The sequence below is a fragment of the Streptomyces sp. NBC_01244 genome (genome assembly GCF_035987325.1).
Taxonomy (GTDB): Bacteria; Actinomycetota; Actinomycetes; order Streptomycetales; family Streptomycetaceae; genus Streptomyces.
The window spans coordinates 153,837-178,684 of record NZ_CP108489.1; the positions used below are offsets into that span (position 1 = coordinate 153,837).

The 24,848-nt window shown below is 71.2% G+C and carries 21 protein-coding genes; 14 read left to right on the plus strand and 7 right to left on the minus strand.

Translation table 11 applies throughout. From position 1 onward, the window contains the following. Positions 1 to 281 precede the first annotated feature (281 nt). The 9 genes from OG247_RS43085 (at position 282) to OG247_RS43125 (ending at position 11,914) form a co-directional block, all read left to right on the plus strand. Positions 282 to 1,649 (plus strand): formylglycine-generating enzyme family protein, encoded by a 1,368-nt coding sequence (locus OG247_RS43085; RefSeq protein WP_327257963.1) that lies wholly within the window; start codon positions 282 to 284, stop codon positions 1,647 to 1,649. Further along, positions 1,649 to 3,058, plus strand: coding sequence for an MBL fold metallo-hydrolase (locus tag OG247_RS43090; protein ID WP_327257964.1), 1,410 nt, complete (start codon positions 1,649 to 1,651; stop codon positions 3,056 to 3,058). The genes OG247_RS43085 and OG247_RS43090 overlap by 1 nt, the downstream gene beginning before the upstream one ends. After that, a complete protein-coding gene (locus OG247_RS43095; RefSeq protein WP_327257965.1) occupies positions 3,055 to 4,059 on the plus strand; it encodes an alpha/beta hydrolase-fold protein in 1,005 nt (334 codons plus the stop codon). The genes OG247_RS43090 and OG247_RS43095 overlap by 4 nt, the downstream gene beginning before the upstream one ends. Beyond that, on the plus strand, positions 4,047 to 5,888 hold the full coding sequence (locus OG247_RS43100) for an asparagine synthetase B family protein (protein ID WP_327257966.1): 1,842 nt from the start codon (positions 4,047 to 4,049) through the stop codon (positions 5,886 to 5,888). Before OG247_RS43095 ends, OG247_RS43100 begins: the two co-directional genes overlap by 13 nt. After that, positions 5,830 to 6,927, plus strand: coding sequence for a hypothetical protein (locus OG247_RS43105; RefSeq protein ID WP_327257967.1), 1,098 nt, complete (start codon positions 5,830 to 5,832; stop codon positions 6,925 to 6,927). The genes OG247_RS43100 and OG247_RS43105 overlap by 59 nt, the downstream gene beginning before the upstream one ends. After that, complete coding sequence (locus OG247_RS43110; protein WP_327257968.1) at positions 6,924 to 8,327, plus strand: aldehyde dehydrogenase family protein; 1,404 nt, start codon at positions 6,924 to 6,926, stop codon at positions 8,325 to 8,327. Before OG247_RS43105 ends, OG247_RS43110 begins: the two co-directional genes overlap by 4 nt. A gap of 6 nt (positions 8,328 to 8,333) precedes the next feature. Beyond that, a complete protein-coding gene (locus OG247_RS43115) occupies positions 8,334 to 9,485 on the plus strand; it encodes a threonine aldolase family protein (RefSeq protein ID WP_327257969.1) in 1,152 nt (383 codons plus the stop codon). Continuing rightward, the gene (locus tag OG247_RS43120) at positions 9,482 to 9,934 is read left to right on the plus strand and encodes a pyridoxamine 5'-phosphate oxidase family protein (protein ID WP_327257970.1); all 453 of its coding nucleotides are present in this window, start codon (positions 9,482 to 9,484) and stop codon (positions 9,932 to 9,934) included. Before OG247_RS43115 ends, OG247_RS43120 begins: the two co-directional genes overlap by 4 nt. 228 nt (positions 9,935 to 10,162) lie before the next feature. Next, positions 10,163 to 11,914 carry an FAD-dependent monooxygenase gene (locus OG247_RS43125; RefSeq protein ID WP_327257971.1) on the plus strand — a complete coding sequence of 584 codons (1,752 nt, stop codon included), beginning with the start codon at positions 10,163 to 10,165 and terminating at the stop codon, positions 11,912 to 11,914. A 239-nt stretch (positions 11,915 to 12,153) separates the two neighbouring features. On the opposite strand, the gene hemG is transcribed toward OG247_RS43125, so the two are convergent. Next, positions 12,154 to 13,635: a protoporphyrinogen oxidase gene (gene hemG, locus OG247_RS43130; protein WP_327257972.1), complete on the minus strand. Its 1,482-nt coding sequence runs from the start codon at positions 13,633 to 13,635 to the stop codon at positions 12,154 to 12,156. 350 nt (positions 13,636 to 13,985) lie between these two features. Between hemG and OG247_RS43135 the strand changes: the two genes are divergently transcribed. After that, positions 13,986 to 14,714, plus strand: coding sequence for an SDR family oxidoreductase (locus tag OG247_RS43135; RefSeq protein WP_327257973.1), 729 nt, complete (start codon positions 13,986 to 13,988; stop codon positions 14,712 to 14,714). Between the two features lie 105 nt (positions 14,715 to 14,819). After that, positions 14,820 to 15,698 carry an NmrA/HSCARG family protein gene (locus tag OG247_RS43140; protein ID WP_327257974.1) on the plus strand — a complete coding sequence of 293 codons (879 nt, stop codon included), beginning with the start codon at positions 14,820 to 14,822 and terminating at the stop codon, positions 15,696 to 15,698. A 31-nt stretch (positions 15,699 to 15,729) separates the two neighbouring features. Here the strand turns inward: OG247_RS43140 and OG247_RS43145 are convergent, their stop codons facing one another. Next, the gene (locus tag OG247_RS43145) at positions 15,730 to 16,347 is read right to left on the minus strand and encodes a mycothiol-dependent nitroreductase Rv2466c family protein (RefSeq protein ID WP_327257975.1); all 618 of its coding nucleotides are present in this window, start codon (positions 16,345 to 16,347) and stop codon (positions 15,730 to 15,732) included. Positions 16,348 to 16,569: 222 nt separating this feature from the next. Here OG247_RS43145 and OG247_RS43150 point away from each other — a divergent pair, with 222 nt between their 5' ends. From OG247_RS43150 to OG247_RS43160, 3 genes are all read left to right on the plus strand, one after another. Next, positions 16,570 to 17,598, plus strand: a complete 1,029-nt coding sequence (locus OG247_RS43150) for a methyltransferase (RefSeq protein ID WP_327257976.1) — start codon at positions 16,570 to 16,572, stop codon at positions 17,596 to 17,598. An 85-nt stretch (positions 17,599 to 17,683) separates the two neighbouring features. Further along, positions 17,684 to 18,115: a carboxymuconolactone decarboxylase family protein gene (locus OG247_RS43155; RefSeq protein WP_327257977.1), complete on the plus strand. Its 432-nt coding sequence runs from the start codon at positions 17,684 to 17,686 to the stop codon at positions 18,113 to 18,115. Between the two features lie 18 nt (positions 18,116 to 18,133). After that, complete coding sequence (locus OG247_RS43160; protein WP_327257978.1) at positions 18,134 to 18,796, plus strand: sulfotransferase family protein; 663 nt, start codon at positions 18,134 to 18,136, stop codon at positions 18,794 to 18,796. A gap of 65 nt (positions 18,797 to 18,861) precedes the next feature. On the opposite strand, the gene OG247_RS43165 is transcribed toward OG247_RS43160, so the two are convergent. The 5 genes from OG247_RS43165 to OG247_RS43185 all read right to left on the minus strand — a co-directional run bounded on the left by OG247_RS43165 (position 18,862) and on the right by OG247_RS43185 (position 24,784). Continuing rightward, positions 18,862 to 20,790 (minus strand): multicopper oxidase family protein, encoded by a 1,929-nt coding sequence (locus OG247_RS43165; RefSeq protein ID WP_327257979.1) that lies wholly within the window; start codon positions 20,788 to 20,790, stop codon positions 18,862 to 18,864. A gap of 138 nt (positions 20,791 to 20,928) precedes the next feature. Beyond that, entirely contained in the window at positions 20,929 to 22,680 is a 1,752-nt protein-coding gene (locus tag OG247_RS43170; protein ID WP_327258064.1) for an ABC transporter ATP-binding protein, read from the minus strand. Between the two features lie 90 nt (positions 22,681 to 22,770). After that, the gene (locus tag OG247_RS43175) at positions 22,771 to 22,989 is read right to left on the minus strand and encodes a hypothetical protein (protein ID WP_327257980.1); all 219 of its coding nucleotides are present in this window, start codon (positions 22,987 to 22,989) and stop codon (positions 22,771 to 22,773) included. A gap of 87 nt (positions 22,990 to 23,076) precedes the next feature. Continuing rightward, positions 23,077 to 23,994, minus strand: coding sequence for an ABC transporter permease (locus OG247_RS43180; protein ID WP_327257981.1), 918 nt, complete (start codon positions 23,992 to 23,994; stop codon positions 23,077 to 23,079). Next, on the minus strand, positions 23,981 to 24,784 hold the full coding sequence (locus tag OG247_RS43185) for an ABC transporter ATP-binding protein (RefSeq protein WP_327257982.1): 804 nt from the start codon (positions 24,782 to 24,784) through the stop codon (positions 23,981 to 23,983). Before OG247_RS43185 ends, OG247_RS43180 begins: the two co-directional genes overlap by 14 nt. Positions 24,785 to 24,848 lie beyond the last annotated feature (64 nt).

Consider the following 24,848-nt stretch of genomic DNA (forward strand, 5'->3'; position numbering starts at 1 on the left):
ATGAACTTACCCTCAGGTTATCGAGGAATGCTCTTTTCCTGGTTCACCGTTGCGGCACCTCCAGGGAACTGCCTAATGTTTGAGTCGTGAAGCCGAGAGGCGACACAGGAACCAACTCGAATCCCCTGTGCGAAAGGAGCAAAACAATGAGCGACCGTGACTTCATCGAGACCCGTGACGCCAAGCAGGAATGCTCCAAGTGGTAATGCACTGAGCCACGAATTAGCCGCCCGTACGGGATCAATTCCGTACGGGCGGCTCGTCGTCCGAGAGAGGTAGAGATGGTAGGCAATCAGGTTTCAGGCGTCATCGACGTTCCCGCCGACCTGCTGGTGATCGACGATTCCACCGACGCCCGCTACTGGGCATCGGTGCAGCGCGTCGTGGACCTGGCCGAGGAGAAGGGCCGGGCCACCGACGGGATACCGCTGCTGGCGAGCCTCGTGGTCGCCCACCCCGAGTGGCCCGTGCGCGCGGGCGCGGTGCGGCTGCTGGCCGCGCACCACGCGGGCGCCCCCGCGGCCGACACCGCCGTGGCTTCCGCGACGCACGACACGGTCGACTGGGTCGCGTTCACCGCGCTCAAGGTCATCACGGAGTACCGGATCGCCGCCGCCGTGCCCGACCTCATCCGCATCTCCGGCTGGCCCAGCAACTTCACCCGCCCCGACTGGGCGCGCAAGCCCGTCGGTTGCGGCGCGGCGCTCACCAAGCGCGCCCTGATCGCCGTCTTCGGCACCCGCGACCCCGCCGAACTCCGCCGTCTGGAAGACGAGTACTTCACGGACATGCGGGCCCGGGTCGACGCCGTCCGTACGCGCCCCCGGCGCAACGACGACGTCGCCCTCGTGCCGGCCGGTCCGGCGATCATCGGTGCGGACGAGCAGCCCGACGCGTTCCGCATGGCCCAGGACGACACCACGCTGCGCGCGGTGGACGTGCCCGCCTTCTTCATCGACCGCACCACCGTGACCAACGCCCGCTACCGCGAGTTCTTCGAAGAGGTGGGCGACTCCGGTCGGTTCGACCACCCCGACCAGCCGCTCGAAGGATCGCACCGCCCCGTGCACTGGCACGACCCGCGCTTCAACGCACCCGACCACCCGGTCGTGGGCATCGACTGGTACGACGCCTACGCCTTCGCGAAGTGGGCCGGCGGGGCACTGCCCAGCGAGGTCCAGTGGGAGAAGGCCGCGCGCGGCGTGGACGGCCGCCGCTTCCCGTGGGGCGATGACTGGGACCCCGATCGGGTGAACTACGTCGAGCGGTCGTTCGGCCAGGCCGTGGCGGACCTCGACTCCCTCGAAGCGCTCCTCGTCACCATCGAGCAGGGGGAGAACCCCGCCCACCCGGTGCTGGCGGCCGACGCCCTCCCGGAGGGCGCCAGCCCGTACGGCGTCCTGCAGATGTCGGGCAACGTCTGGGAGCTGACCCGGACCAACTTCTACACCGGCGAGGACATGGACCCCTTCTTCAGGGGACGCCACCCGCTGGACTTCATGAACCGCAAGGAAGCCTTCCACGTACTGCGCGGCGGCACCTTCACCTCGCCGCCCACCTGCCTGACCACGTTCTACCGCGGCAAGGACCTGATCACCGACCGCCACATGGAGGTCGGCTTCCGCTGCGTGTACGAGGGGACCGGCTGATGCGCCTGACCTCGCTCGGCCACGCCGCCGTCCTCATCGAGACGGGGACGGAGCGGATCCTCTTCGACCCGTGGCTCACCCAACGCCTGGACCGCTTCTGGGAGCACCACCCGCCGCTGTCGGACGACCTGGTCCGCACGGTGCTCGACGAGGGCGTCGACTACGTGGTCCTCAGCCACCACCACTACGACCACCACCACTTCCCCTCCCTGCTCCGCCTGACCGACGGCGCCGACGTGGACTTCGACGACAGCCCGCGCCAGAGCTCCGAGGTCACCTGCGTCTACCCCGCGGGCCCCGTGCCGCCGGTGCTGACCGCCTCGGGGCTCGGGCACCAGGCGATCTCCTGGACGCTGCGCCGCTTCGGCTTCGAGCGCCTGCGCCCGGTCACGCCGGGCGACACGATCACCACCCCGGGCGGGACGGTCCTGCGGACGTTCCCCTCGGCCGTGTCGTTCCCCGAGATGAGCGTGCTGGTGCAGACCGCCGACGCCGCCGTCATGCTGTGCGGCGACGCGCTCCTGCACGAGGACACCGTCGCGGCCTTCCGGCGCGACGACGCACCGCGCATCGACGCCGTGTTCGTCCCCGCGCACAGCATCTCGCCGCCCGGAGTGCTCACCGAGCGCCGCCCGCTGACCGACTCCGACGCGGTGCACGCCCGCGCCGTCGCGAACTTCGACCGGTACATCGACTCGATCCCCGCGACCCTGACCGTGCCCTCCTCGTTCGGCTGGCGCATCAGCGGCGACGGCGAGCGCGACTACTCCTGGTGCAACAAGACGATGTTCCCCTTCACCCCGGCCCAGGCCCTGCGCCGCCTGGACGACCTGGGCCGCGACGGCCTGCTGTGGGGCCCCGGCCAGGTGCTGGAGGTCGCGCACGGCAAGGCCGCCCTGGTCGACGGACCGGTCGCGCCCGGCGCGTACGACTTCGACGAGGTCTACGCCGAGATCACGCTCGACCCGGCCACGCCCGTGCCGCCGTTCGACGCCTCCCTCGACCGGTACGGCCGCCAGACCCGCGGCGGCGAGGAGATGCTCCGCGACCTGCTGGAGCGGCTCGTGGCGACCGACTACTGGTACCGGGCGCTGGACGACGGCGCCGGACGGCACGTCGTCTCGCTGTACGAGGACGACGGCACCGAGACCGCCTTCCTGCTCGACCCGGTCGCGGACCGGGTGACCCGGCTCGGCCCGGGCCCCGCCCGCAGCCACGTCACCGGCGCGGAGGGCTGGACCGAGATGGCGGCGAGCACCCTGGAGGCCATGCTCGGCTCCGACCTCCTGATCGGCAGCTCCTACGGCCTGTGGGCCAGCAACGGCCTGCTGCTCTCCGCGGTCTTCCACCACCCTTCCTTCTACACGCACCACGTGGAGCGCGCGCTCCAGGAGGCGAACGAAGCATGAGCGACATGGTCGTGCTCGATCACGAGAGCACCTGCCTGCGAGGCAACCCCCTCGGTGACCCCCACCGGCGCCGCATCGAGGTGCACCTGCCGCCCGGGTACGACGGCGTCCGGCGGTTCCCGGTCGTGTACTGGCTGCCCGGGTTCGGCGCCCACCCCAGCCTCGCCGGCAAGGCGCTCGCCTTCGGCGCGACCGTCGCCGACCGCCTGCGCCAGGCGATGACGGACGGCCGCGTGCCGCCCGCACTGCTCGTCGTGCCCGACTGCACGACCGCCTACGGCGGCTCGCAGTACATCGACTCCGCCGCCTCCGGCCCGTACGGCGACTACCTCGCCGAGGTCGTCGCCGAGATCGACGGGCGGTTCCTGACCCGGCCGCAGCCGGAGTGGCGCGCCATCGGCGGGAAGTCCAGCGGCGGCTACGGCGCGCTCGTCGCGGGCATGACCTGCGACCTGTTCGGGGCGGTCATCGCTTGCTCGCCCGACGCCGGGTTCGAGCACAGCTACCTGCCGCTGCTGCCCGGCACGCTCGACACCATCAGGGCGGCCGGCGGCATGGACGCGCTGCTGGCCCGCCGCGACAACGGCCCGATCGACGCCCCCTTCATGGTCGCGATGAGCATCATCGCGATGGGCATGTGCTACGCCGACGACCCCCTGACCACCGCCTCGGACGCGCTGCCCTGCGACCCCGTGACGGGCCTGTTCCGCGACGAGGTGTGGCAGCGCTGGCTCACCTACGACCCGGTACGGATGCTCCCCGCGTACGCCGACCGGCTCGCCGCACTCGGCGTGCTGCACCTCAGCGTGGGCCGGCGCGACGAGTACGGCATGCACTGGGGCGCCCGCGCGCTGCACGCGGCCCTCGACACACACCGGGTCCCCCACCTCTACCTGGAGCACGAGGGCGGCCACCAGGGCATCGAGCACGTCTACACCGAGGCTCTGGCGGAGCTCTGGAAGCTGTGGCGGGAACCGGAGGGCGACGCATGTGCGGCATAGCGGGCTTCATCAGCTTCGAAGGACGGCGCGATCCCGACTGGATGGACGCGCTCGGCCGGACCATGACCGGTGCCATGGCGCACCGCGGCGAAGCTGCCTGCGCCCCCTACGTCTCGCCCTGCGGCACCGTCATGCTGTGCGCGACGCGGCTGGCGGTGCGCGATCGCAGCCACGCCGGCGACCAGCCGATGACCGACCCCACCGGCCGGATCGTGCTGGTGCACAACGGCGAGGTCTACGGCTCCCGTTCGCCCGCGCCGCCGCTCTGGCCGCGCCGCACCACCTGTGACACCGAGTTCGTGCTCCAGCAGGTCTGCCGCGAGTCCGATCCCGCCGCCGCGCTGCTGCCGCTGGACGGCATGTTCGCGCTCGCCTGGCACGACACCTGGACCGGACGCGTGGTGCTGGCCCGCGACCACTTCGGCGTCAAGCCGCTGTTCTACGCCTACACCGACGGCGGCCTGCTGTTCGCCTCGGAGCAGGGGGTGCTGCTCAGCACCGGCCTCGTCACCCCCGAGGTGGACCGCGAGGAGTTCCTGCTGCGCTCCTGGATCCGGATGGACGCCGCGGACGACCGCACCTGGCTGCGCGGCATCGAAGCCCTGCCGCCGGCCCAGTACCTCGTCATCGACCGGCCCCGCGCGACCAAACACCGCTACTGGCATCCCGGGGCGGTGGACGACCCCATCGAGCCCGAGGAGATCAGGGCCGCCTTCGACCGGGCGATCGAGCAGCGGTCCGTGTCCGACGTCCCCCGGGCGGCGGTGCTCAGCGGCGGCGTCGACAGCACGGCGATCGTCGCGGGCCTGACCGCCCTGGGACTGCCCGTGGACACGTACGTCATGCGCTATCAGGACGGCATCGGCGGCTCGGGCGACGACGTCACCTACGCCACCGAGGTCGCAGGGCACCTGGGCGTACCGCTGACCGTCATCGACCTCGACCGCAACGCCGCCGCCGACCTGCTGCCGGTCCTGCCCACCCGGTTGATGCGGCCGCTGCTGCACGGCGCCGAGCTGGCGATGCACCACCTCTACCAGGCCATCGCCGCCGACGGGAAGGTCGTCGTCTACTCCGGACACGGGGCCGACGAGTTCTGGGGGTACCAGGCCGGCCGGTACTTCCCCATCGTCGACCCCTACGCCCCCACGTTCATCCACGGGCGCCACTACCTGACGCACAGCCTCCACGCCGACGAACGCCCGGTCTGGTCCCGGCTCGTCGGGTGGATGGCGCACGAGCTCGACGTCGACATGAAGACGGTGACCGACATGGTGTGGGAACGCACCATGGCCGAGTACCGGGCGCTCAAGACGGCGTCGCCGCTCAAACGCGGCAGGCACCACCTGATGCGGCGCTTCCTGGTCTACGTGAACGACATGGTGGACGCCACCTCCTCGACCTTCACCCTGGAGGACCGGCCCGTCTTCCAGGACGTCACCCTCGCCGAGCTGGCCTTCCGCTGCCCCGAGCACCTGAAGGACACCAACAAGCCCGGCACCCACAAGGGGCTGCTGAAGGCGGCGCTCGCCGACCTGCTGCCCGAATCGGTGCAGCTCCGCCGCAAGCAGGGCTTCCCGACCCCCACCGACCCCGAATACGTCCGCCGGCTGACCGACCTGGCCGACGGGCTCGGCACCCCCTTCGGGCTGCCGAAGGTGCCGGCCGAGCTCCGCGCCGAGCTGGGCGTCGGCGAATGGATGTTCCTTGCCTCAAGCTCCGCCTGGCTCGACCACCTCGCGGGGCTCCGAACCGACCCGAGGAGTCACGGTGAGCAGTCTCGTCCCCCACTGGCGCTGGCACACCCTGGACAGCGCGGCCGATCTTGACCCGGTGCCGCCGGTGATCACGGAGGAGCTCGCCCAGGACTGGTGCAACTTCGTCGTGTGGCGGCCGTCCGAACTCCCCGAGGGCTGCGACACCGTCACCGGCACGATCCGGCGCGAGGCGCCCCCCGGACGCGTCGAAGCCGAGGGCCGCAGCCCGTGGACCGACGCCAACCCGTCCGGCTACCGCACCGAGGTCTCCGGCGGCGGGCGGCGGCTGCGGCTCAAGCAGTTCCTGTACGACTGGGCCTTCCCCGCCGCGGACCACCCGTGCCTGTGGGGCAGCGCGACCCGGCCGTACGAGATCGGCGAGGGCAGGGTCGTCTGGCTCGGCACCGACTACCTGGGCCACCAGGCCGCCAGCGCCCGAATGGCGCGCACCACGGTCGAACTCTCGGTACTGGAGGGAGAGTTCACCGAAGACGAGCTCGTCGAGTTCTTCGCCGCGCTGCGCCCGGCCCTGCCGGAGGCGGCGGCGAGGGTGCTGGCCACCCCGTTCGCCGAACTGAGCTACTGGGCCCGGCGGCCGGCCGAGATGGTGTCGGTGCCCACCGGCGTCTTCTCCTTCCACCGGCGCGGGCGGGAGCACGAGGGCGAATGGGTCGCGTCCGGGGAGCTCACCGCCTTCCTCACCGGGCAGGGGGTGCCGGTGTCGGCCGGCGAGTACCACGCCGACAGCGCCGCCACGTTCGGCGACGGCGCCGCCGTCCGCGAGCTGGACGTCGTCTACGCCTCGGCGTCCGGCGGTGAGCTGCGCCTGACGGCGCAGCGCACCGGAGGCGGGCGCCTGGTGTTCCCGCCGGAACGGGAAAAGCACCCCGCCACCGACGAGCTCCTGGACCTCGACGGCCGCCCGCTGCACCTGGGCTATCCGAACGCCGAGTTCGGAGCCTGCGACGCCTGGTGGCAGCACCCCGACGGGTACGAGCTCAGGCTGCTGGGCAGCTCGGGCACGGGCCTGGGGCGGGACGCCTTCCTCGGCCTGGTCACCGAGATCGACGCCGGACTGCGGCTGGGCGGCCGTGCCGGGGCGCTGGGATGACCGAGGCGGGACGCGCGATCCTCGACCCCGCCACCGGGCGGGCGTTCGCCCACGTACCGGACACCTCCGGGCCCGGCGTCGGCGACGCCGTGGCCCGGGCGGCGTCGGCATTCCACGAGGGCTGGGCCGACACCTCCCCGGCCCACCGCTCCGGCCTCCTGCGCGAGCTCGCCGGCCTGCTGCGTGACGACCGTGACGCCCTCGCGGCCCTGGAACAGCGCAACGCGGGCAAGCCCCTGGCACGCGCCGTCGGAGAGGTCGGATTCGCCGCCCAGGTGGTCGACTGGTTCGCGGCGGCGGCCCGGTACCCGGTGGGCGAGACCCACCCGGCCGGCCCCGGCATGCGCACGTACACCGACCGCGTGCCGGTCGGGGTGTGCGTGGCCATCGCCCCGAACAACTATCCCCTCCTGCTGGCCGTCTGGAAGATCGCCGCGGCGCTCGCGTACGGCAACACCATCATCGTCAAGCCGGCGCCCGAGACACCGCTGTCCACCCGCCGACTGGTCGAGCGCGCCGCCGAGGTGCTCCCCGAAGGCGTGCTCACCGCCGTCCACGGCGGCGCCGACACCGGCCGGCTGCTGTGCGACCACCCGGACGTCGGGATGGTCTCCTTCACCGGCTCGACGGCGGCCGGACGCGAGGTCGCACGACGCTGCGCGGAGGGCCTCAAGCCCGCCGCGCTGGAGCTCGGCGGCAAGAGCCCCGTCGTCGTCTTCCGCGACGCCGACCTCGACGCGGCCGCCCGCGCGGTCGTCACGGGCTTCACCGGCAACACCGGCCAGGTGTGCGTGGCCGGGACGCGCCTGATCGTCGACCGGGCCGTCCACACCGAATTCGTCGGCCGCGTGGCCGAACTGGCCGCCGACCTGCGCGTCGGCCTGCCCGACGACCCCGCCACCGACCTCGGCCCGCTCATCAGCCGGGCGGCCGTCGACCGCGCGGCCGAAGTGGTCGACGAGGCGGAGATCCGGGGAGCGAAGGTCATCGTGCCGCCCGGCCGCGCCGGGATCCGCCACGAACTCGGCGGCGGCTTCTTCGTCAACCCGGTCATCCTGGACGGTCCGCCGTCCGACAGCCGCGCCTGGCGCGAGGAGATCTTCGCCCCCGTGCTGTCCGTGGCGGCGTTCGACACCGACGCCGAGGCGCTGTCCCTCGCCCACGACACGGCGTACGGCCTGTCGGCATCCGTGTGGACCTCCGACGCCCACCGCGTCGAGCGCTTCAGCCGGGCCCTGCGCGCCGGCATGGTGTGGGTCAACACCTGGGGCGACACCGAGGAGACGGTCAGCGTCGGGGGTCTCGGCCAGTCCGGATACGGCCGTGAGCTGGGCATCCACGCGGTCGAGGGCTACACCAGGCCCCGCGCCGTCTGGGTGGCCCACCGGGCTCAGGGGTAGGCCACGATGGCCCGGACCGACTTCCCCCAGACCGACTTCCCCCGGCTCGGTTTCCCCCGGCTCGATTTCCGCAGCGACACCCGCACCGTGCCGGACGCGCGGATGCGCGCGGCGATGAACGCGGCCGAGGTCGGGGACGACGTGTACGGGGACGACCCCACGGCCCTGCTCCTCGAAGCCCGGGTGGCCGAGCTGCTCGGCACCGAGGCCGCGCTGCTCACGCCCACCAGCACCATGGCGAACCTGCTCGCCCCGCTCGCCGCGGCCGGCCCCCCGGGACCGCGCGCGCCGCGGCTGGTCGTCGGCGAGGACACCCACATGTCCTTCCTCGAAGCGGACGGGCTGCGCCGCTTCGCCGGGGTCGAGCTGCTGGCGGTGGCGCAGCGCCCCGACGGCCTGCCCGACCTCGACGCCGTGGACGCGGCTCTCGCCACCGGAGGCGGCCGGCCCACCGTGGTCTGCCTCGAGAACACGAGCATGATGCGCTCAGGCAATGCCCTCGACGCCGAGGCGACCCGCGCCCTGGCCTCCCTGGCCCACCGGTACGGCGCCCACGTCCATCTCGACGGCGCCCGGCTCGCGAACGCGGCCGTGGCCCTCGGGGTCCGCCCCGCCGAGCTGGCGGAGCCCGCGGACAGCATCGCCTTCTCGGTCTCCAAAGGGCTCGGCGCGCCGGTCGGCGGGCTGCTGTGCGGGACCCGCGCGTACGTCGCACGCGCCCGCGAACTGAGGACCGCGCTGGGCGGCTCCCTGCACCAGGCGGGCGTCGTGGCGGCGCCCGCCCTCGTCGCGCTGGAGCGGCTGCCCGACCTGGCAGCCGACCACGCCACGGCCGCCGCGCTCGCCGCCGGCTTCGAGACGGTGCCCGGCGTCGAGCTGATGTACCCGCCGCGGCCGACCAACATGGTCATGGCACGCCTTGCCGGGCTGACCCCGGAGCAGTGCGCCGCACGCCTCGCCGGCCACGGGGTGCGTGTCCTGCCCCTGCCCAACGGGTTCGTGCGCTTCGCCGTACACCGGGCACACGACATGATCGGTGTGCGTGCGGCCGTCGCGGCGCTGGCGGCCGTCGCGGCCACCGCGCCGGTGGCCCGTACGACGACCGGAGGAGACCTCGTCGGACGGGGACTCTCCACGACATGGACGGAGGAAGCATGACTGCTGTGCCACCGCGTGGGCTCGAAGAGCGGCTGGGAGACACTCGCAAGCGACTGGAGAACGAGGTCGATCTCTGGGTCGCTTCGGCGGGTGGCCCGGGGGGTGCCTATCTCATTCCCCTCTCGTTCCTCTGGGACGGGACGGCCTTCCTCGTCTCGACTCCGCGCGGTTCCGTCACCGGTCGCAACCTGCTGGCGGACGGCCGGGTGCGCGTCGGCCTCGGACTGACGCGCGACGTCGTGATCGTCGACGGCGACGCGGAGCCGGCGGACGTCGCCGAACTCGGCGAGACGGCCGACGACTTCGCGGCCAAGACCGGGTTCGACCCGCGCGAACTCGACCAGCCCTACCAGTACTTCCGCATCCGGCCCCGGCGCATCCAGGCCTGGCGGGAGGCCAACGAGCTGTCCGGACGCACGCTGATGAGCGACGGCGTCTGGCTCGGCTGAGCACCCGGGAGGACACCGGAGGTGCCCCGGAGGCACTCCGGAGGCGCCCCGGAGGGACCCCCTTCCCCGAGGCGGCGGTCGGCCGGTCACCCGCGCGGTTCGCGCGTGACCGGCCGGCGGCGTGTCGGAGTCCGGTGGCGTGCCGGAGTCCAGTCGTTCTTGACCAGGGTTGCGGACGGCTTTGTCAGGCTGTGCGGGAAAAGCCATCTGAATTCTGGAAGGGCGAACATGACGTCAATCGAGGTTCCGGTCCTGATTGTGGGCGGCGGCGGGTGTGGCCTGTCCGCCTCCGTCTTCCTCTCCGACCAGGGCGTCGACCACCTGCTGGTGGAGCGGCACGCTGACACGTCGAGGGTGCCGAAGGCGCACTACCTCAATCAGCGCACGATGGAGATCTTCCGCCAGCACGGGGTTCGCGATGACGTCCTCGCGGAGGCGGCGCCGCTCGACAAGTTCGGCAAGGTGCGCTGGGCGACCACGTTCGCCGGTGACGGGCCGCTGGACGCCCGCCGGATCCATGAGATGGACGCCTTCGGCGGTGGCGAACTGACGGAGCGCTACGGGGCGGCCGGGCCGGAGCTGCCCGCGAAGCTCCCGCAGATGTGGCTGGAGCCGATCCTGCGCCGTCACGCGGAGCAGCGCAATCCGGGGCAGATCCGCTTCGGCCACGAGGTGATCGACTTCTCCGACGAGGGCGACCACGTCCTCGCCGAGGTGCGCAACCTCGAGACCGGCGAGACCATCACGGTCAAGGCGCAGTACCTCCTCGGTGCCGACGGCGGCCGCTTCGTCGGCGACAAGGTCGGCATCGAGATGCAGGGCCCGCCCAGCAACGTCAACACCACGACCGTGTACTTCACCGCGGACCTGTCGCAGTGGTGGGAGGAGGGGACGCTCATCACGCACTACCTCAGCCCGGAAGACCCCGACCTCTCCGTCAACCTCATCGAGATGGGTCCCAGCTGGGGCAAGGCCTGCGAGCAGTGGGGCCTGCACATGGCCCCCGGCCCGGCCGGCCGCTGGAACAACGAGACGGTCGTCGACCGCATCCGTGAAGTGCTGAAGGTGCCGGACCTGGAAGTGACCGTGCACAAGGTCACGGACTGGATCGTGAACGCGATCCTCGCCGACAAGTACCGGGTCGGCCGGGTGCTCATAGCCGGCGACGCCGCGCACAAGCAGCCTCCCGCCGTGGGCCTCGGCCTCAACACCGGCATCCAGGACGCGCACAACATCGCGTGGAAGCTGGCCGCGGTGCTGAACGGCACCGCGCCCGACAGCCTGATCGACACCTACGAGGACGAGCGCCGGCCCGTCGGCCGCGAGAACGTCGACTGGGCGGTCTCCGCGGCTCAGCACCACCAGGTGGTCATCGACGCCATCGGCGGCGGCCACAACATCCCGGCGGGGCGCCGCGGACAGCGTCTGGCCGCCTACTTCGACCCGTCCCCGCTCGGCGACACGGTGCGGGCGCGAGCCCTGGAGGTGTTCCACACCCACCGCGGCGGCTGCCAGTCGTTCGAGATGGAGATCGGCTTCGCCTACGAGCAGGGCGCGGTCCTCTCCGACGGCACCCAGCGCCCGGCCCGCGTCCCCATGCGCGACGAGCACACGCCGACCTCGCGCCCCGGCCACCGGCTGCCGCACGCCTGGATCACCCGGGACGGCGAGCGCCTGTCCACCCTCGACCTGACGGGCACGACCGGCTTCACGCTGATCACCGGCCCGGAGGGGACGGCGTGGTGCGAGGCGGCCGCGCGCGTGGCGGAGAAGTTCTCCGTCCCGGTCGACGCGGTCCGCATCGGCGACGGCGCCGAGTACGCCGACGTGGACGGCGGATGGGAGGCCGTCCGGGAGATCACCGGTGCCGGCGCGCTCCTGATCCGCCCCGACCAGCACGTGGCCTGGCGCAGCACCGGCGCCGGCGAGGACGCGGAGCAGGCGCTGGCGGACGTCTTCGCCACGATCCTGGACCGCTGATCCGGTCGGGGTTCCGACAGGAGCACCAGAGATCCGGTCAGAGATCCGGTCAGCGATCCGATCGCTGACCGGATTTTCCGGCTGGGCGGCGAAGACCGCCGCCTGTGACGCGCACCGCGCACCGCGCACCGAGCAACGGGCAAGACGAGAAGGGGCCGTGCCCGATCGGGCACGGCCCCTTCTCGTCCTGGCGGATCCACCGGGGTGATCACATCGGGATCACCCCGGTGGATCCGGGCTCACACTCCGACCGCGACCGAGGAGGCGGCGGCCGCCTTCTTCAGGAGGGGGAGGATCTGGTCGACGGCCCTGCGCGAGGTCATCATGCAGACACCGACGCCCACGCCGTCGTACGCCGCACCGCACACCGCGAGTCCGGGCTGGGTCGCCACGGCCTCGCGGATCAGCCGCACCCGGTCCACGTGGCCGACGGTGTACTGCGGCAGGGCGCTCTCCCAGCGGCTCACGCGGGTCGCCACCGGGACACCGGTCACGCCGGTGGCCTCGGCGAGCTCGGCCGTCGCCAGCGCGATCAGGTCCGCGTCGTCGCGCTGGAGCAGGTGCTCCTCGCCGAACCGTCCGAGCGAGCAGCGCACGATCTCCACCTCGCCCGCCAGGTGCGGCCACTTCACCGTGGTGAAGGTGACCTCCTTGACGGCCTTCCCCTCCTCCGCCGGGACCCGGTAGCCGGCGTAGCCGCGGCCCGAGAGTCCGCCGGGGAACGCCGTCTTCGGGTAGGCGAGCGTCACCATGACCGTGCTGGAGTACGGCACCTCGGTGAGCGCCGAGACGGCGGATGCCGTACCCGGGACCCCGGCGAGCAGGCTGCTCGTCGGGCCGGCCGGGGTGGCGATGATGACCGCGTCGGCGTCGATGACCTCAGGGTCGGTGGCCGACCCGACGGTCACCTGCCAGCCGTCACCGCTGCGCTTCAGGTCGCGTACGGGGGTTCCGGTGCGCAGGGCCGTGTCCGGCGCGGCGTCCAGGACCTGCTGGATGATCGCCGCGGGCAGGGTGCCGAAGCCCCCGTCGAGGGTGGCGACGCTGACCGGCGGGGGCTTCTCGCCCTCCTGCAGGTGCGGCACCAGCGAGCCGGCCGCGTCCGCGAGCGAGATGTGGTCGCGGGAGGCCCTCGCCAGCGGGGTCAGGGTGGCTTCGAACGACAGGTCCGAGGCACGCCCGGCGAACACACCGGCGAGGAACGGCTCGACGAGGCGTTCCACGACCTCCTGGCCGAACCGGCCGCCGACGAAGGAAGCGACCGAGATGTCGCCCTCCAGGTCGAACGAGGGCAGCACGAGGTCCTGCTGTGCCCGCTCCAGGCCCGCGGCGGACAGCACCCCGGACCGGGCGAGGTCGTCCATGTCGCAGGGCACGCCCATGAACTGACGGTCGGGCTGGTGCCTGATCACGCCCTGGGTCCAGATCGCCGACGCGGTGACCGGGCCCGCCGACACGATCTGCTCGCCGAGCCCCGCCTCCTTGATCAGGCCGGTGGTCTTCTTGCGGTTGGCGTACAGCGACTCGGCGCCCTCGTCGACCGCGACCCCTGCCACGTCGGAGACCAGCAGCTTTCCGCCGAGCCGGGACGAGCCCTCAAGGAGCGTCACGCGCACCGGCTCGTTCCGCAGGTGGAACGCCGCCGCCAGCCCCGAGATCCCGCCACCGACGATGACCACGTGGGGCTTACCGCTCGCCTGAGCCTGTTCGCTCCCAGTCATTCCACCAGCTCCTTCATGGTTACGGTGTTGTAAGGCCCGTACGGTCGGCGCCGATGCAGGCGTGGGCAGTCTGGCCGAGCGCCCCGGAACCCGGGTGGAGGGCGCCTAGAAGGCGGGCCCGTATTCCGTCATTGCGTTCATATCGGCCGTTCGACCGCGGACTTTCGGCATTTGAACAGGGCGTTTCGACGGCATCATCGGAGGTGCTCCGATGTTTGCGTTTCGTACCGTGAACGTATTAATTCATTGCTTGAAAACCGGGCGCACGACGTTCCCCTCGCCGCTTCTGCGTATCCGGCGAAGTGGCGTTCCGGGGGCAGCTGGACCCGGACCTCACGAAAGGGAAAAACGTGCCGTTCGAGAAGGTCGCGCTCATCACGGGCGCCAACAAGGGCATCGGATTCGCCATCGCGCGGCAACTCGGCGAGCAGCGGATCACCGTTCTCGTCGGCGCCCGCGACGAGGTGCTCGGCAAGCAGGCCGCCGACGAGCTGGCAGAGGCCGGCATCACGGCCGTGCCGCTCCGGCTCGACGTGACGGACCCGGCCTCCGTGGAGGAGGCGGCCCGCGAGATCGAGCGGCGGTTCGGACGCCTGGACATCCTGGTGAACAACGCCGGCATCGCGGGCGGCTTCACCGGGGCGCCCAGTGAGGCCACCGCCGCCGACCTGCGGGAGGTCTTCGAGACCAACGTGTTCGGGGTGGTCACCGTGACCCGCACGATGCTGCCGCTGCTGCGCCGTTCCCCGGCCGGCCGCATCGTCAACCTGTCCAGCCACGTCGGCTCGCTGACCCTGGGCTCGGCCCCGGACGGACCTCTGGCGGGCCTCAGCATGATCGCCTACCAGTCCTCGAAGACCGCCCTGAACGCGGTGACGCTCGCGTACGCCAAGGAGCTGCGGGAGACCCCGATCAAGGTCAACGCGGCGCTCCCCGGAGTGGTCCGGACCGACATCAACCACCACCGCGGGTTCCGGTCCCCCGCCGAGGGCGCGGAGATCGCCGTCCGGCTCGCCACGCTGGACGAGTCCGGCCCGTCGGGCCAGTGCCTGGCGGACGACGGCCCCGTTCCCTGGTAGCGCGGACCGTCACCGTCCCGCGAGGGACCGCGGCCGTTCGCGGCCATCACACCCGACAGCCGGGCCGGGCGAAGGCCCGGCGGGCACACGACATGGAGGCAGACAGTGGCGGTTGCAGAGACGATCCTGGTGACGGGCGGCACCGGCCGGCAGGGCGGGGCGGTCGCCCGCGACCTGCTGCGGCGCGGTTTCTCCGTACGCGCCCTGGTCCGCGACCCGCAGAAGGCGGAGGCCCGGGCGCTGGAGGAGGCGGGCGTGGTCCTCGTCCGCGGTGACATGGACGACGAGGCGTCGCTGGCAGTGGCGACGGAGGGTGCGTACGGGGTCTTCAGCGTGCAGACCTTCCGGGGACCCGGCGGCGTCGAGGCCGAGATCCGCCAGGGCAAGTCGGTGGCCGACGCCGCGGTGCGGGCCGGCGTGAAGCACTTCGTCTACAGCTCGGTCGGCGGTGCGGACCGCGACACCCGCGTCCCGCACTTCGAGAGCAAGCTGGTGGGCGAGCAGTACCTGGCGACGCTCGACCTGCCGACCACGGTGCTGCGCCCGGCGATGTTCCACGACATCCTGCTCGACATCGCACCGCGCTCGATACAGGGTCAGCTCGTCCTGGCCATGTGGCTCGACCCCGAGACCTCGGTGCAGAGCATCGCGACGAGCGACATCGGAGCGTTCGCCGCGGACGCCTTCGAGAACCCGCGGGAGTGGATCGGCCGGACGGTCGACATCGCCAGCGACGAGCTGACCGGGCCGCAGATGGCCGCGGCGTTCGAGGCCGTCTCCGGCATCCCGACCCGCTTCCAGCAGCTGCCCATCGAGCCGCTGCGCGCCGGCCGCCCGGACCTCGCCAACATGTTCGACTGGTTCGAGCGTGACGGTTTCCAGGCCGACCTGACCGAACTGCGCAAGAACAGGCCGAACCTGGTCTCCGTCGAGGCGTGGCTGAAGGACAACTGGACCGCCCCGGCGGTCGCGGCCCGGGGCTGACGCCCGGGCCGGTCGTGGTGGACGCCGGGACTCAGACGAAGATCGGGTCCCGGGTCCGGGTGCGCTTGAGCTCGAAGAACCCGTCGGTCTCGGCCACCGCGAGCACGCCGTCCCAGAGCTTCACCGCGGCTTCCCCCCGCGGTGTGGGCGTCACCACGGGGCCGAAGAAGGCCACGTCCCCCACGGCGACGATCGGGGTGCCCACATCGGTGCCGACGCGGGCGATGCCCTCGTGGTGCGAAGCACGCACCGCGGTGTCGAACGCGTCGGACCCGGCCGCGTCGGCCAGGGCGGGATCGAGGCCCGAGGCGGCCAGGGCCTCCGCGTAGGTGACCCGGTCCTTGGGCGCCTTCTCGAGGTGGAAGCGGGTGCCGAGTTCGGTGTAGAGCCGGCCCAGCGCCCCCGGTCCGTACGTCTGCTCGGCGGCGGCGCAGACCCGTACCGGCTCCATGCGCAGGGCCAGGTTCCGGTGCCAGCGTTCGTCCAGGTCCGCGCGTCCCTCGTTGAGCACCGTCAGGCTCATGATGTGCCAGCGGATCTCCAGGGGCCGCCGCTCCGCGACCTCGAGGACCCATCGGGATGTCATCCAAGCCCAGGGGCAGGTCGGGTCGAACCAGAAATCCACCGGGGTCGGGGTGTCGTGCGCCAACGTCGGCCTCCTCAAGGCGACTGCGAGGTCGCGGTCGGCACAGCCTGACAAGCGGGGTCGGATTCCCGCTCGAGTGTTAGTAGAGGTGGGCTCCGTTCAAACGCGAGAATTCCGTGGTTGAACCCTTCTTGTCAATGATCTGAGAAAATCGGTCGGTTGCGGCGGAGAGAGGCGTCGACCTATCGTCTGGAATCCGGGAAAAGACACTCTGAGGGGAAAGCGATGTCCGCATCGGCCGAGGTCCGCGACCAGTCGGATTCTTACGCGCTGCTCGAATTGATTCAGGGTGCCGTCATCACCCAGGCGATCTCCGTCGCGGCCAGGCTCGGCATCGCGGACGTGCTCGCCGACGCGCCGCTGTCCGCCGAAGACATCGCGCGGAGGGTCGAAGCCGACCCGCAGGCGACCCACCGGATCCTGCGCGCGCTGTCCGGTCACGGAGTCTTCGCGGTCCGTCCGGACGGCCGGTACGAGAACACGGCGCTGTCCGACAAGCTCCGCGAGGACGCGCAGGACTCGATGCGCAAGTTCGCCCAGCTGATGAGCCACCCCCTGCTGCACGAGGAGTGGGGCCACCTGCTCACCACCGTGCAGACCGGCGAGGCCAACCTGCCCAAGCTGCGCGGCATGAGCACGCTGGACTTCTTCCACGCGAACCACGCCTACGCCGCCGCGTTCTTCCAGGCGTTCGGCAAGGTCTCGGAGTCGGAGACCGACCCGGTCCTGGCCGCCTACGACTTCTCCCCGTTCCACACCGTCGTGGACGTCATCGGCGGCCGCGGCTACCTCCTGGCGGGGGTCCTCCAGCAGGCGCCGAACGCCAAGGGCGTGCTGTACGACTTCGAGATCGCGACCGTGGACTCGGCCTCGCTCTTCGAGGAGGCCGGCGTCGCGGACCGCTACACCGTCGAGCACGGCAGCTACCTCGGCACGCTGCCCAAGGGCGCCGATGCGTACCTGTACAAGCGCATCATCCACAACTTCTCCGACGAAGACGCCCTGACCGCCCTGCGCAACGCACGCGAGGCGATCGGCCCCGAAGGCAAGCTGCTCTGCATCGAGTACCTGCTCCCCGAGAACAACGAGCGCCACATCGGCCACACCATCGACCTCTGGCTGATGCTGATGATCGGCTCCCGGGACCGCACCCTCGCGCAGTACGACGAGCTGTTCGCCAAGGCGGGCTTCAAGATCACCAGGGCGATCCCCACCGCGTCACCGATCTCGATCATCGAGGCGATCCCGGTCTGACGCCCTGTCCGACGGCCCGGTCCGACGGCCCTGTCCGACGTCCTCTCACCTTCCAGCGCACCGCTATCACACAGGAGAACTCTCGATGGCTCAACGGATGGGCAACCCCTCCCTGGTCGTTCCCGGCGCCCTGCAGCCCCTGCTCGACCTGTCCGAGGTCATCGGCAAGGTCGGCGTGCCGCAGTCGACCCTCGACTTCATCCGGCTGCGCGTCGCCGGGCTCAACGGCCGCGTCTACACCTTCCCGACCGAGCCCGCGGACAAGCGCCTGCCCCTGGTGGACGAGTGGCGGACCGAGCCCTCCTTCACCGACGCCGAGCGCGCCGCCCTGGAGCTGGCCGAGGCCGTCACCCTGCAGACCGACGCCCAGAACGCGCCGTCGGACGAGGTCTGGGCGAACTCCTCCAAGCACTACACCGACGTGCAGCTCGGTGCCCTGGTCATGCACATCAGCCTGGTCAACTTCTGGAACCGGGTGAACGTCGCCACCCACCAGGACGACGCGGTCTGGCGCTGAGGAAGAGGACACATCACCGTGTTGAAGCTCATCAACGCCGGCCTCGGCCGGACCGGTACGACATCACTCCAGGTGGCCCTGGAGCGGCTCGGCCTCGGGCCCTGCTTCCACATGTTCGAGATCGTCGACGACGACGAGCGCCTCGCGCAGTGGGAGCGGATCATCTGCGACGGCGAGCGCCCCGACTGGGCCGCGCTGTACGACGGCTTCGCCTCCGCGGTGGACGGCCCCTCCACCGTCTACTACCGGCAGATCAGCGAGGCGCTCCCCGGGACCAAGGTGGTCCTCACGGTGCGCGACGCCGAGAGCTGGTACAAGAGCACGTACGAGACGCTGTACCAGTTCGCGCTGCGGACCATGGAGCACCCGCCCGAGCCGGGCTCCCGGCAGGCCCGGCTGTTCCGCGTCGTCAACGCCCTGGTCTGGGACGGTCTCTTCGGCGGCCGGTTCTCGGACAAGGACCACGCCATCGAGGTCTACCACCGGCACACCGAGGACGTCGTACGTGCCCTCGGTGCGGACAACGTCCTCGTGTACGACGTGAAGCAGGGGTGGGAGCCGCTGTGCGCGTTCCTCGGCGTCGAGGTTCCCGACGAGGAGTTCCCGCGCGCCAACAGCACCGAGGAGATGCGTCAGCGCATAGCCCAGGCGGCCGGCGCCGCCCCGGTCTCCGCCGGCTGAGCGAAGCTCGCAGCACGCCCCGTGGGCCCGCGCCGATCACCGGCGCGGGCCCACGGCGCTGTGCGTCAGTGGTGGCCGCCCGCGTGCAGATGGACGGCCGGCGACACCACCAGGGGCCGCACCATGTGCTGCTCGTGCTCCAGCATGTGGCAGTGGTGGACGCCCCTGCCGACGACGGGGAACCGGACCGCCACCGTGACCAGCTCGCCCAGCGTGGCGTTCGGCGTGATCAGGCCGGCCGTACCCACCCGGATCACGTCCTTCTCCCCGAGCTCGTGGGCTTCCAGCGCCCCCGCGGCCTTGAACGCGATGGGCTTGGACGAGCCGCGGGTGACCCGGTGGAACCCGGTGATGTCGTAGCTCTCGCGGGACAGCACCTGGAAGTGCGACAGGTGGATGTGCATGGGGTGCGGGGACGCGGCGAGGTTGAGGTACTTCCAGATCTCCACGCTGCCCAGCGCGGCGGTGAACGTCTTGCCGTCGTCGTACGCCATCGCCGTCCTGCGCAGCGTCTTGACGGTGCCCTCGGCGTCCTGGACCTGGACGATCCCGGCGGACGGGAAGGTGATCCCCGCCGGGTCGACCTCCTCCATCTCCCACAGCTCGGGAATGTTCGTCGAGCCGGGACCGACCACGACCACCCACCGGGGGGCGAGGTCGTGGGGCAGGTCGTGGTGGGTGAGCCGCTTGAACGTGGGCGAGAGCGCCGCCGGCAGCGCGGGTCGGCTGGAGGGCCGCTGGTCCGCGACGCGGAACTGCATCACGTCGGGCTCCAGCAGGTCGTTGAGCTTGTTGGAGGCACCGGGCGCGATGCTCTCCAGCGTGTTGACCAGCTTCAGGGCCCGCCCCCGGAACGCGCTGAAGTCGATCATGACGTCGACGCGCTCGCCGGGGGAGAGGTTGAGCGCCCCCTCGACCGTCAGCGGCTTGTCGACCAGGCCCTGGTCGGTACCGATCACCCGCAGCGCCCCCGGGACGGGCTGACCGTCCGCCAGCAGCATCAGCCGGTAGATCCGGGAGTTCGCGCCGTTGACGATCCGGAACCGGTACCAGCGCGGCGCGACGTCCAGATACGGCCAGACCACCCCGTTGACCAGGGTGTACGGGGCCGAGTGGGTCCGCATGAGGCGCTGCGGGCCGATCATCTCCACCTTGTGGACCAGCCGCCCGGCGAGGGCACCGGACTCGTCCACGTCGAAGTTGCGGTCGCTGAGGAACAGCGGCACGTCACGGGCGCCTTCGGGCAGGTCGAGCGCCTCCTCCTCCTCGTTGCGGGAGAGGAACATGCCCGCGAGCCCGGCGTACACGCTGAAGCGGCTCACGTGATGGGTGTGGTCGTGGTACCAGAGCGTGGTCGCGGCCTGGGCGTTCGGATAGGCCGACAACTGCACGTCGCCCGGGCCTATGAGGTTCTCCATCCAGCCGTCGTTGCCGCCGCCGGTCAGCATGCCGTGCAGGTGCACCGCGGCCCACGGCTCCAGGTCCGACACACCACCGACCACCTTGGTCCCCGTGGTGCCCGGGTAGTTGGTGAGCGGGTCGGGCGCGCGGCCCGTGGGCGAGTCGAAGTCGACGGCCTTGACGGGGATGTTGCCGGTGAGCTGGTTCTCCCAGACGACCCGCAGTGGACGGCCGCTCACCGTCTTGATCGTCGGGCCCGGGTAGACGCCCTCGTACGTCCACATCGTCACCGGCGGCATCTCCGAATGCACGGTGACCTCGGCGGTGCGCATGCGGACGGTCAGCTCGTCATGGTCGCCGCGGTCGCGGGGGCGCATCACCGGCGGGATCCGCAGCGGATCCCGGAACTTGGTCAGCTTCAGCTCGGGCGCCGACGGCTCGGGCCCTCCGGCAGTCGCGGCGGCCGCACCGTCCGACTTGAAGAAGGGGGTGGCGGTCACGAGGGCGCCCAGGCCGGCGACGGTGCCGTAGCGCAGCAGCGTACGGCGGTTCGGCCCGGAAGGCTCGAATGTTTCGGAAGCTGTGGGATCCATTCGCCCGAGGCTAGGGGCGGCCGCTTTCGCCGAACTCGTGCTCGGCTCTAGGACGTGTCTTCCGGACGTGTCTTCCGGACGGGCCCGGCGCCGGCGGACGGCCCTGCCGCTTCGGCAAGGCCGTCCGGGGAGCGGGGTTCAGACCGCTATCGGCTCGCTGTCCCGGTTGATGAGCGTCGCGTAGTGGCCACCGCGCAGGATCAGCTCGTCGTGGGTGCCGCGCTCGGAGACCCGGCCGCGGTCCAGCACGATGATCTCGTCGGAGTTGCGGACCGTCGACAGCCGGTGGGCGACCGTGATGGTGGTACGGCCCACGCTCGCCGCGTCGATGGCCTTCTGCACGGCCTGCTCGGTCTGGGTGTCGAGGGCACTGGTGGCCTCGTCGAGCACCAGGATCGGCGGGTCGCGCAGGATGGTCCGGGCGATCGCCAGCCGCTGCTTCTCGCCGCCGGAGAACCGGTACCCGCGCTCGCCGACCACCGTGTCGTAGCCGTCGGGGAGCAGCATCAGATAGTCGTGGATGTGGGCGATCCGCGCCGCCGCGAACAGCTCCTCGTCGGTCGCGTCGGGCTTGGCGAACCGCAGGTTGTCCGCGACCGTGGCGTGGAACAGGTACGTCTCCTGGGAGACGACGCCGACCGCGGACGTGAGCGTGTCGAAGGACAGGTCGCGCACGTCGACCCCGTCGATCGTGACGGAACCGGACGTGACGTCGTAGAGCCGCGGGATGAGGTAGCTGAGCGTGGTCTTCCCCGAGCCGGTCTCTCCGACGATCGCGAGGCTGCGGCCCGCGGGAATGGTCACGTCGACGCCGGCCAGCGTCGGCTGCTTCGTTCCCGTGTAGGAGAAGCCGACCCCCCGCATGCGCACCTCCCCCCGCAAGACGGCCGGCTCGACCGGCCGCTCCGGCTCGGCGATGTCCACGGGCAGGTCGAGGTACTCGAAGATTCGGCTGAACAGCTCGAGAGAGCCCTGGATCTCGATCCCGACGGTCAGCAGCCGCTGCGCCGGGCGGAACAGGCTCTGCTGGAGCGAGGTGAAGGCGACCAGGGAGCCGATGGAGATGGACATGTGGCCGTTGCTCGAGGTCAGCCCCGTGACCCAGTAGATCACCGCCGGCATGGAGGCTATGACGATCCAGATCGTGGACTGGTACCACAGGCCCGCGGTGGTGACGCGCACCTCGACATCGGTGAGCTTGCGCGACTGCCGCGCGAAGTCGTCGGTCAGGGAGCGGGAGCGGCCCATGGTGTGGCTGAGCAGGATCCCGCTGATCGACAGCGACTCCTGCATGGTCGAGGAGAGCCCGGCGAGCTGGCCCTGCCGGTCACGGGTGATGTGGCGCCGCTCGTTCCCGACGCGACGGCTCACCAGGGCGAACGCCGGAAGCATGAGCATGGACGCGAGCGTCAGCCGCCAGTCGAGCAGGAACATGGCGGTCGTCGAGGCGAGGACGATGGTGATGTCGGACAGCAGAGCCGTGGCGGTGGTCGTCACGGTGACCTGCATCCCGCCGATGTCGTTGGCGATGCGCGACTGCACCTCGCCGGTACGGGTGCGGGCGAAGAAGGCCAGCGACATCCGCTGGAGGTGGGCGTACACCGCCGTGCGCAGGTCGTGCATGACCAGCTGGCCCACCGTGGCCGACACGTGCGTCTGCCAGACGTTGAACGAGCTGGTGGTGACCGACACCACGATCATGCCGAGGGCGAGCAGGGACAGCAGCCCCAGCCTGTCCTGAGGCAGCGCCGTGTCCATGACCTCACGGATCAGGAACGGGTTGATCAGGGAGACCAGGGAGGAGGCCGCGACCAGGAACACGACGGACAGCAGCCGCCTTCTGTACGGGCGGAACAGCCCGAGGACGCGTCGCAGCTGGCCGTCCTTCATCAGTGCCTGGGGACGCGTGATGCCCGAGCTGGCGCTGCCCACCCTGGCCTCCTTCTCTATGGGGTCGGTTCCGGTCGATCCAGGTCGTGCCTACTGCAGTTGCTTGACCAGTGCCGCCCACTGGGCGAGCTCCGCTTCCGACAGCGCCGGCAGGCACGGCTGGTCATCGGGCAGGGCGGTGAGTTCCTTCCATGCGTACGGGGGGTACATGCCGTTCCACGCGAACCCCGTCCACATCAGGCCTTCACCGAATTTCTTCCACAGGGATCGCAAAGCGGACCTGGGCTTCGCGCCCATGTCGATCTCCATTCGCAGAGGAACCGCCCGACGTCATCTTGTGCAACGTTGCTCAACGGACATCGGGACCGTGTCGAGTCCCGCTGGAGGACGGGCGCCTCAGCGCGCGGCCAGCAGCCCGCGGCTGCGCAGCACCCGGCGCTCCAGCGGGCTGAAGAACAGCAGGTCGATGGCGACGCCGACGACGAAGATCAGGAGGATGCCGAGCATCACACCCGGCATGTCGGAGAACTCCCGCTGGTTCTGCAGGTAGCGGCCGAGGCCGATCCCCAGCTCGGGGGAGGAGGCGATGAGCTCGGCGGCCATCAGCGCCCGCCAGGAGAACGCCCAGCCCTGCTTCAGCCCGGCCAGGTACCCGGGCAGGGCGCCGGGCAGCAGCACGTGCCGGGCGCCGCGCAGACCGCTCGCACCGAGCGTGCGCCCGGCCCTCAGGGTCAGCGGAGGCACCTGGTCGATCCCGGCGATCAGGCCGTTGGCGATCGAGGGCACCGAGCCCAGCAGGATCACGGCGTACATGGCCGAGTTGTTGATGCCGAGCCAGATGACGGCGGCCGGCACCCAGGCGACCGAAGGCAGCGACTGCAGGCCCGCCAGCACCGGTCCGATGGCGGCTCGTACCGGCTTGACCTGGGCGACGAACAGGCCGATCGGCGTACCGATCGCGACGGCCGCCAGGAAGCCCGAGACGCCGCGCCACAGGCTGGTCCAGACGATGGAGAACAGGGTGCCCTCGTCCCAGAGGACCGTGAGCGAGTGCCACACGTTCGCCGGGCTCGGCAGCTTTTCGGGGCTGGTCAGGTGCAGGCTGTAGGCGAGCTGCCAGGCACCGACGACCAGCACGATGCCCAGGATCGGCGGCAGCACCTTCTTCTTCAGCACCTGGCTGAACGAGGCGCGCTGCGTGTGGGCGGCCTCCAGCGCGTCGAGACCGGCCCCCAGGGTGTCGAGGCCGGCCCCCGCGCCGTCGCGTCGGACGGCGCGGTCGCCCGCCGCGGGCAGGGTGTCAGTGCTGGACATGGCGGCGGATCTCCCCACGCAGGTGCTCGGTGATTTCGGTGGACAGCGCCGCGACCTCGCGGGACTCGCCCCGCAGTGAATGCGGCAGGTCGACGCGCCACTCGCGGGCGATCCGGCCGGGACGGGACGACAGCAGGACGACGCGCTGGGCGAGGCGCACGGCCTCTCTGACGTTGTGGGTGACGAACAGGACGGTGAGCCTGCGCTGGTTCCAGATCCGGGTGATCTCCTCGTGGAGGACGTCCCGGGTGATGGCGTCGAGTGCGGCGAACGGCTCGTCCATCAGCAGTACGTTGCTGCCCTGGGCGAGCGAGCGGGCCATGGCCACGCGCTGGCGCATGCCGCCGGACAGCTCGTGCACCCGCTTGCGGTACGCGCCGCCGAGGCGGACCAGTTCCAGCAGCCGCTCGGCCTCGGGCTTGCGCTCCTCGCGCGGTACGCCCGCCAGGCGCAGCGCCAGCTCGATGTTGCGACCCGCGCTCAGCCACGGGAACAGTGCGTGGTCCTGGAACATCAGCGACGGCCGGGTGCCGGCCACCTCGATGGATCCGGCGCTGGGTTCGTCGAGCCCCGCCACCAGGTTCAACAGGGTGGACTTGCCACAGCCGGAAGCGCCGAGCAGGGTGACGAACTCACCCGGGGCCACGTCCAGGCTGATGTCGTCGAGCACGACGGAGGCCGCGCCGGGGCGGCCGAAGGCCTTGGAGACATGCGAGAGCCGGACCGCCGGGTACTCGTCCGTGGTCTCGACGACGGGGGCGCACTTCGGAATGGTCAGTGCCGTGGTCATTGCGGACACCTCCTGCGGGAGTGGACGGGGCGCTGCGGGGAGCTGCTGCGCGGAGCTAGGGGGT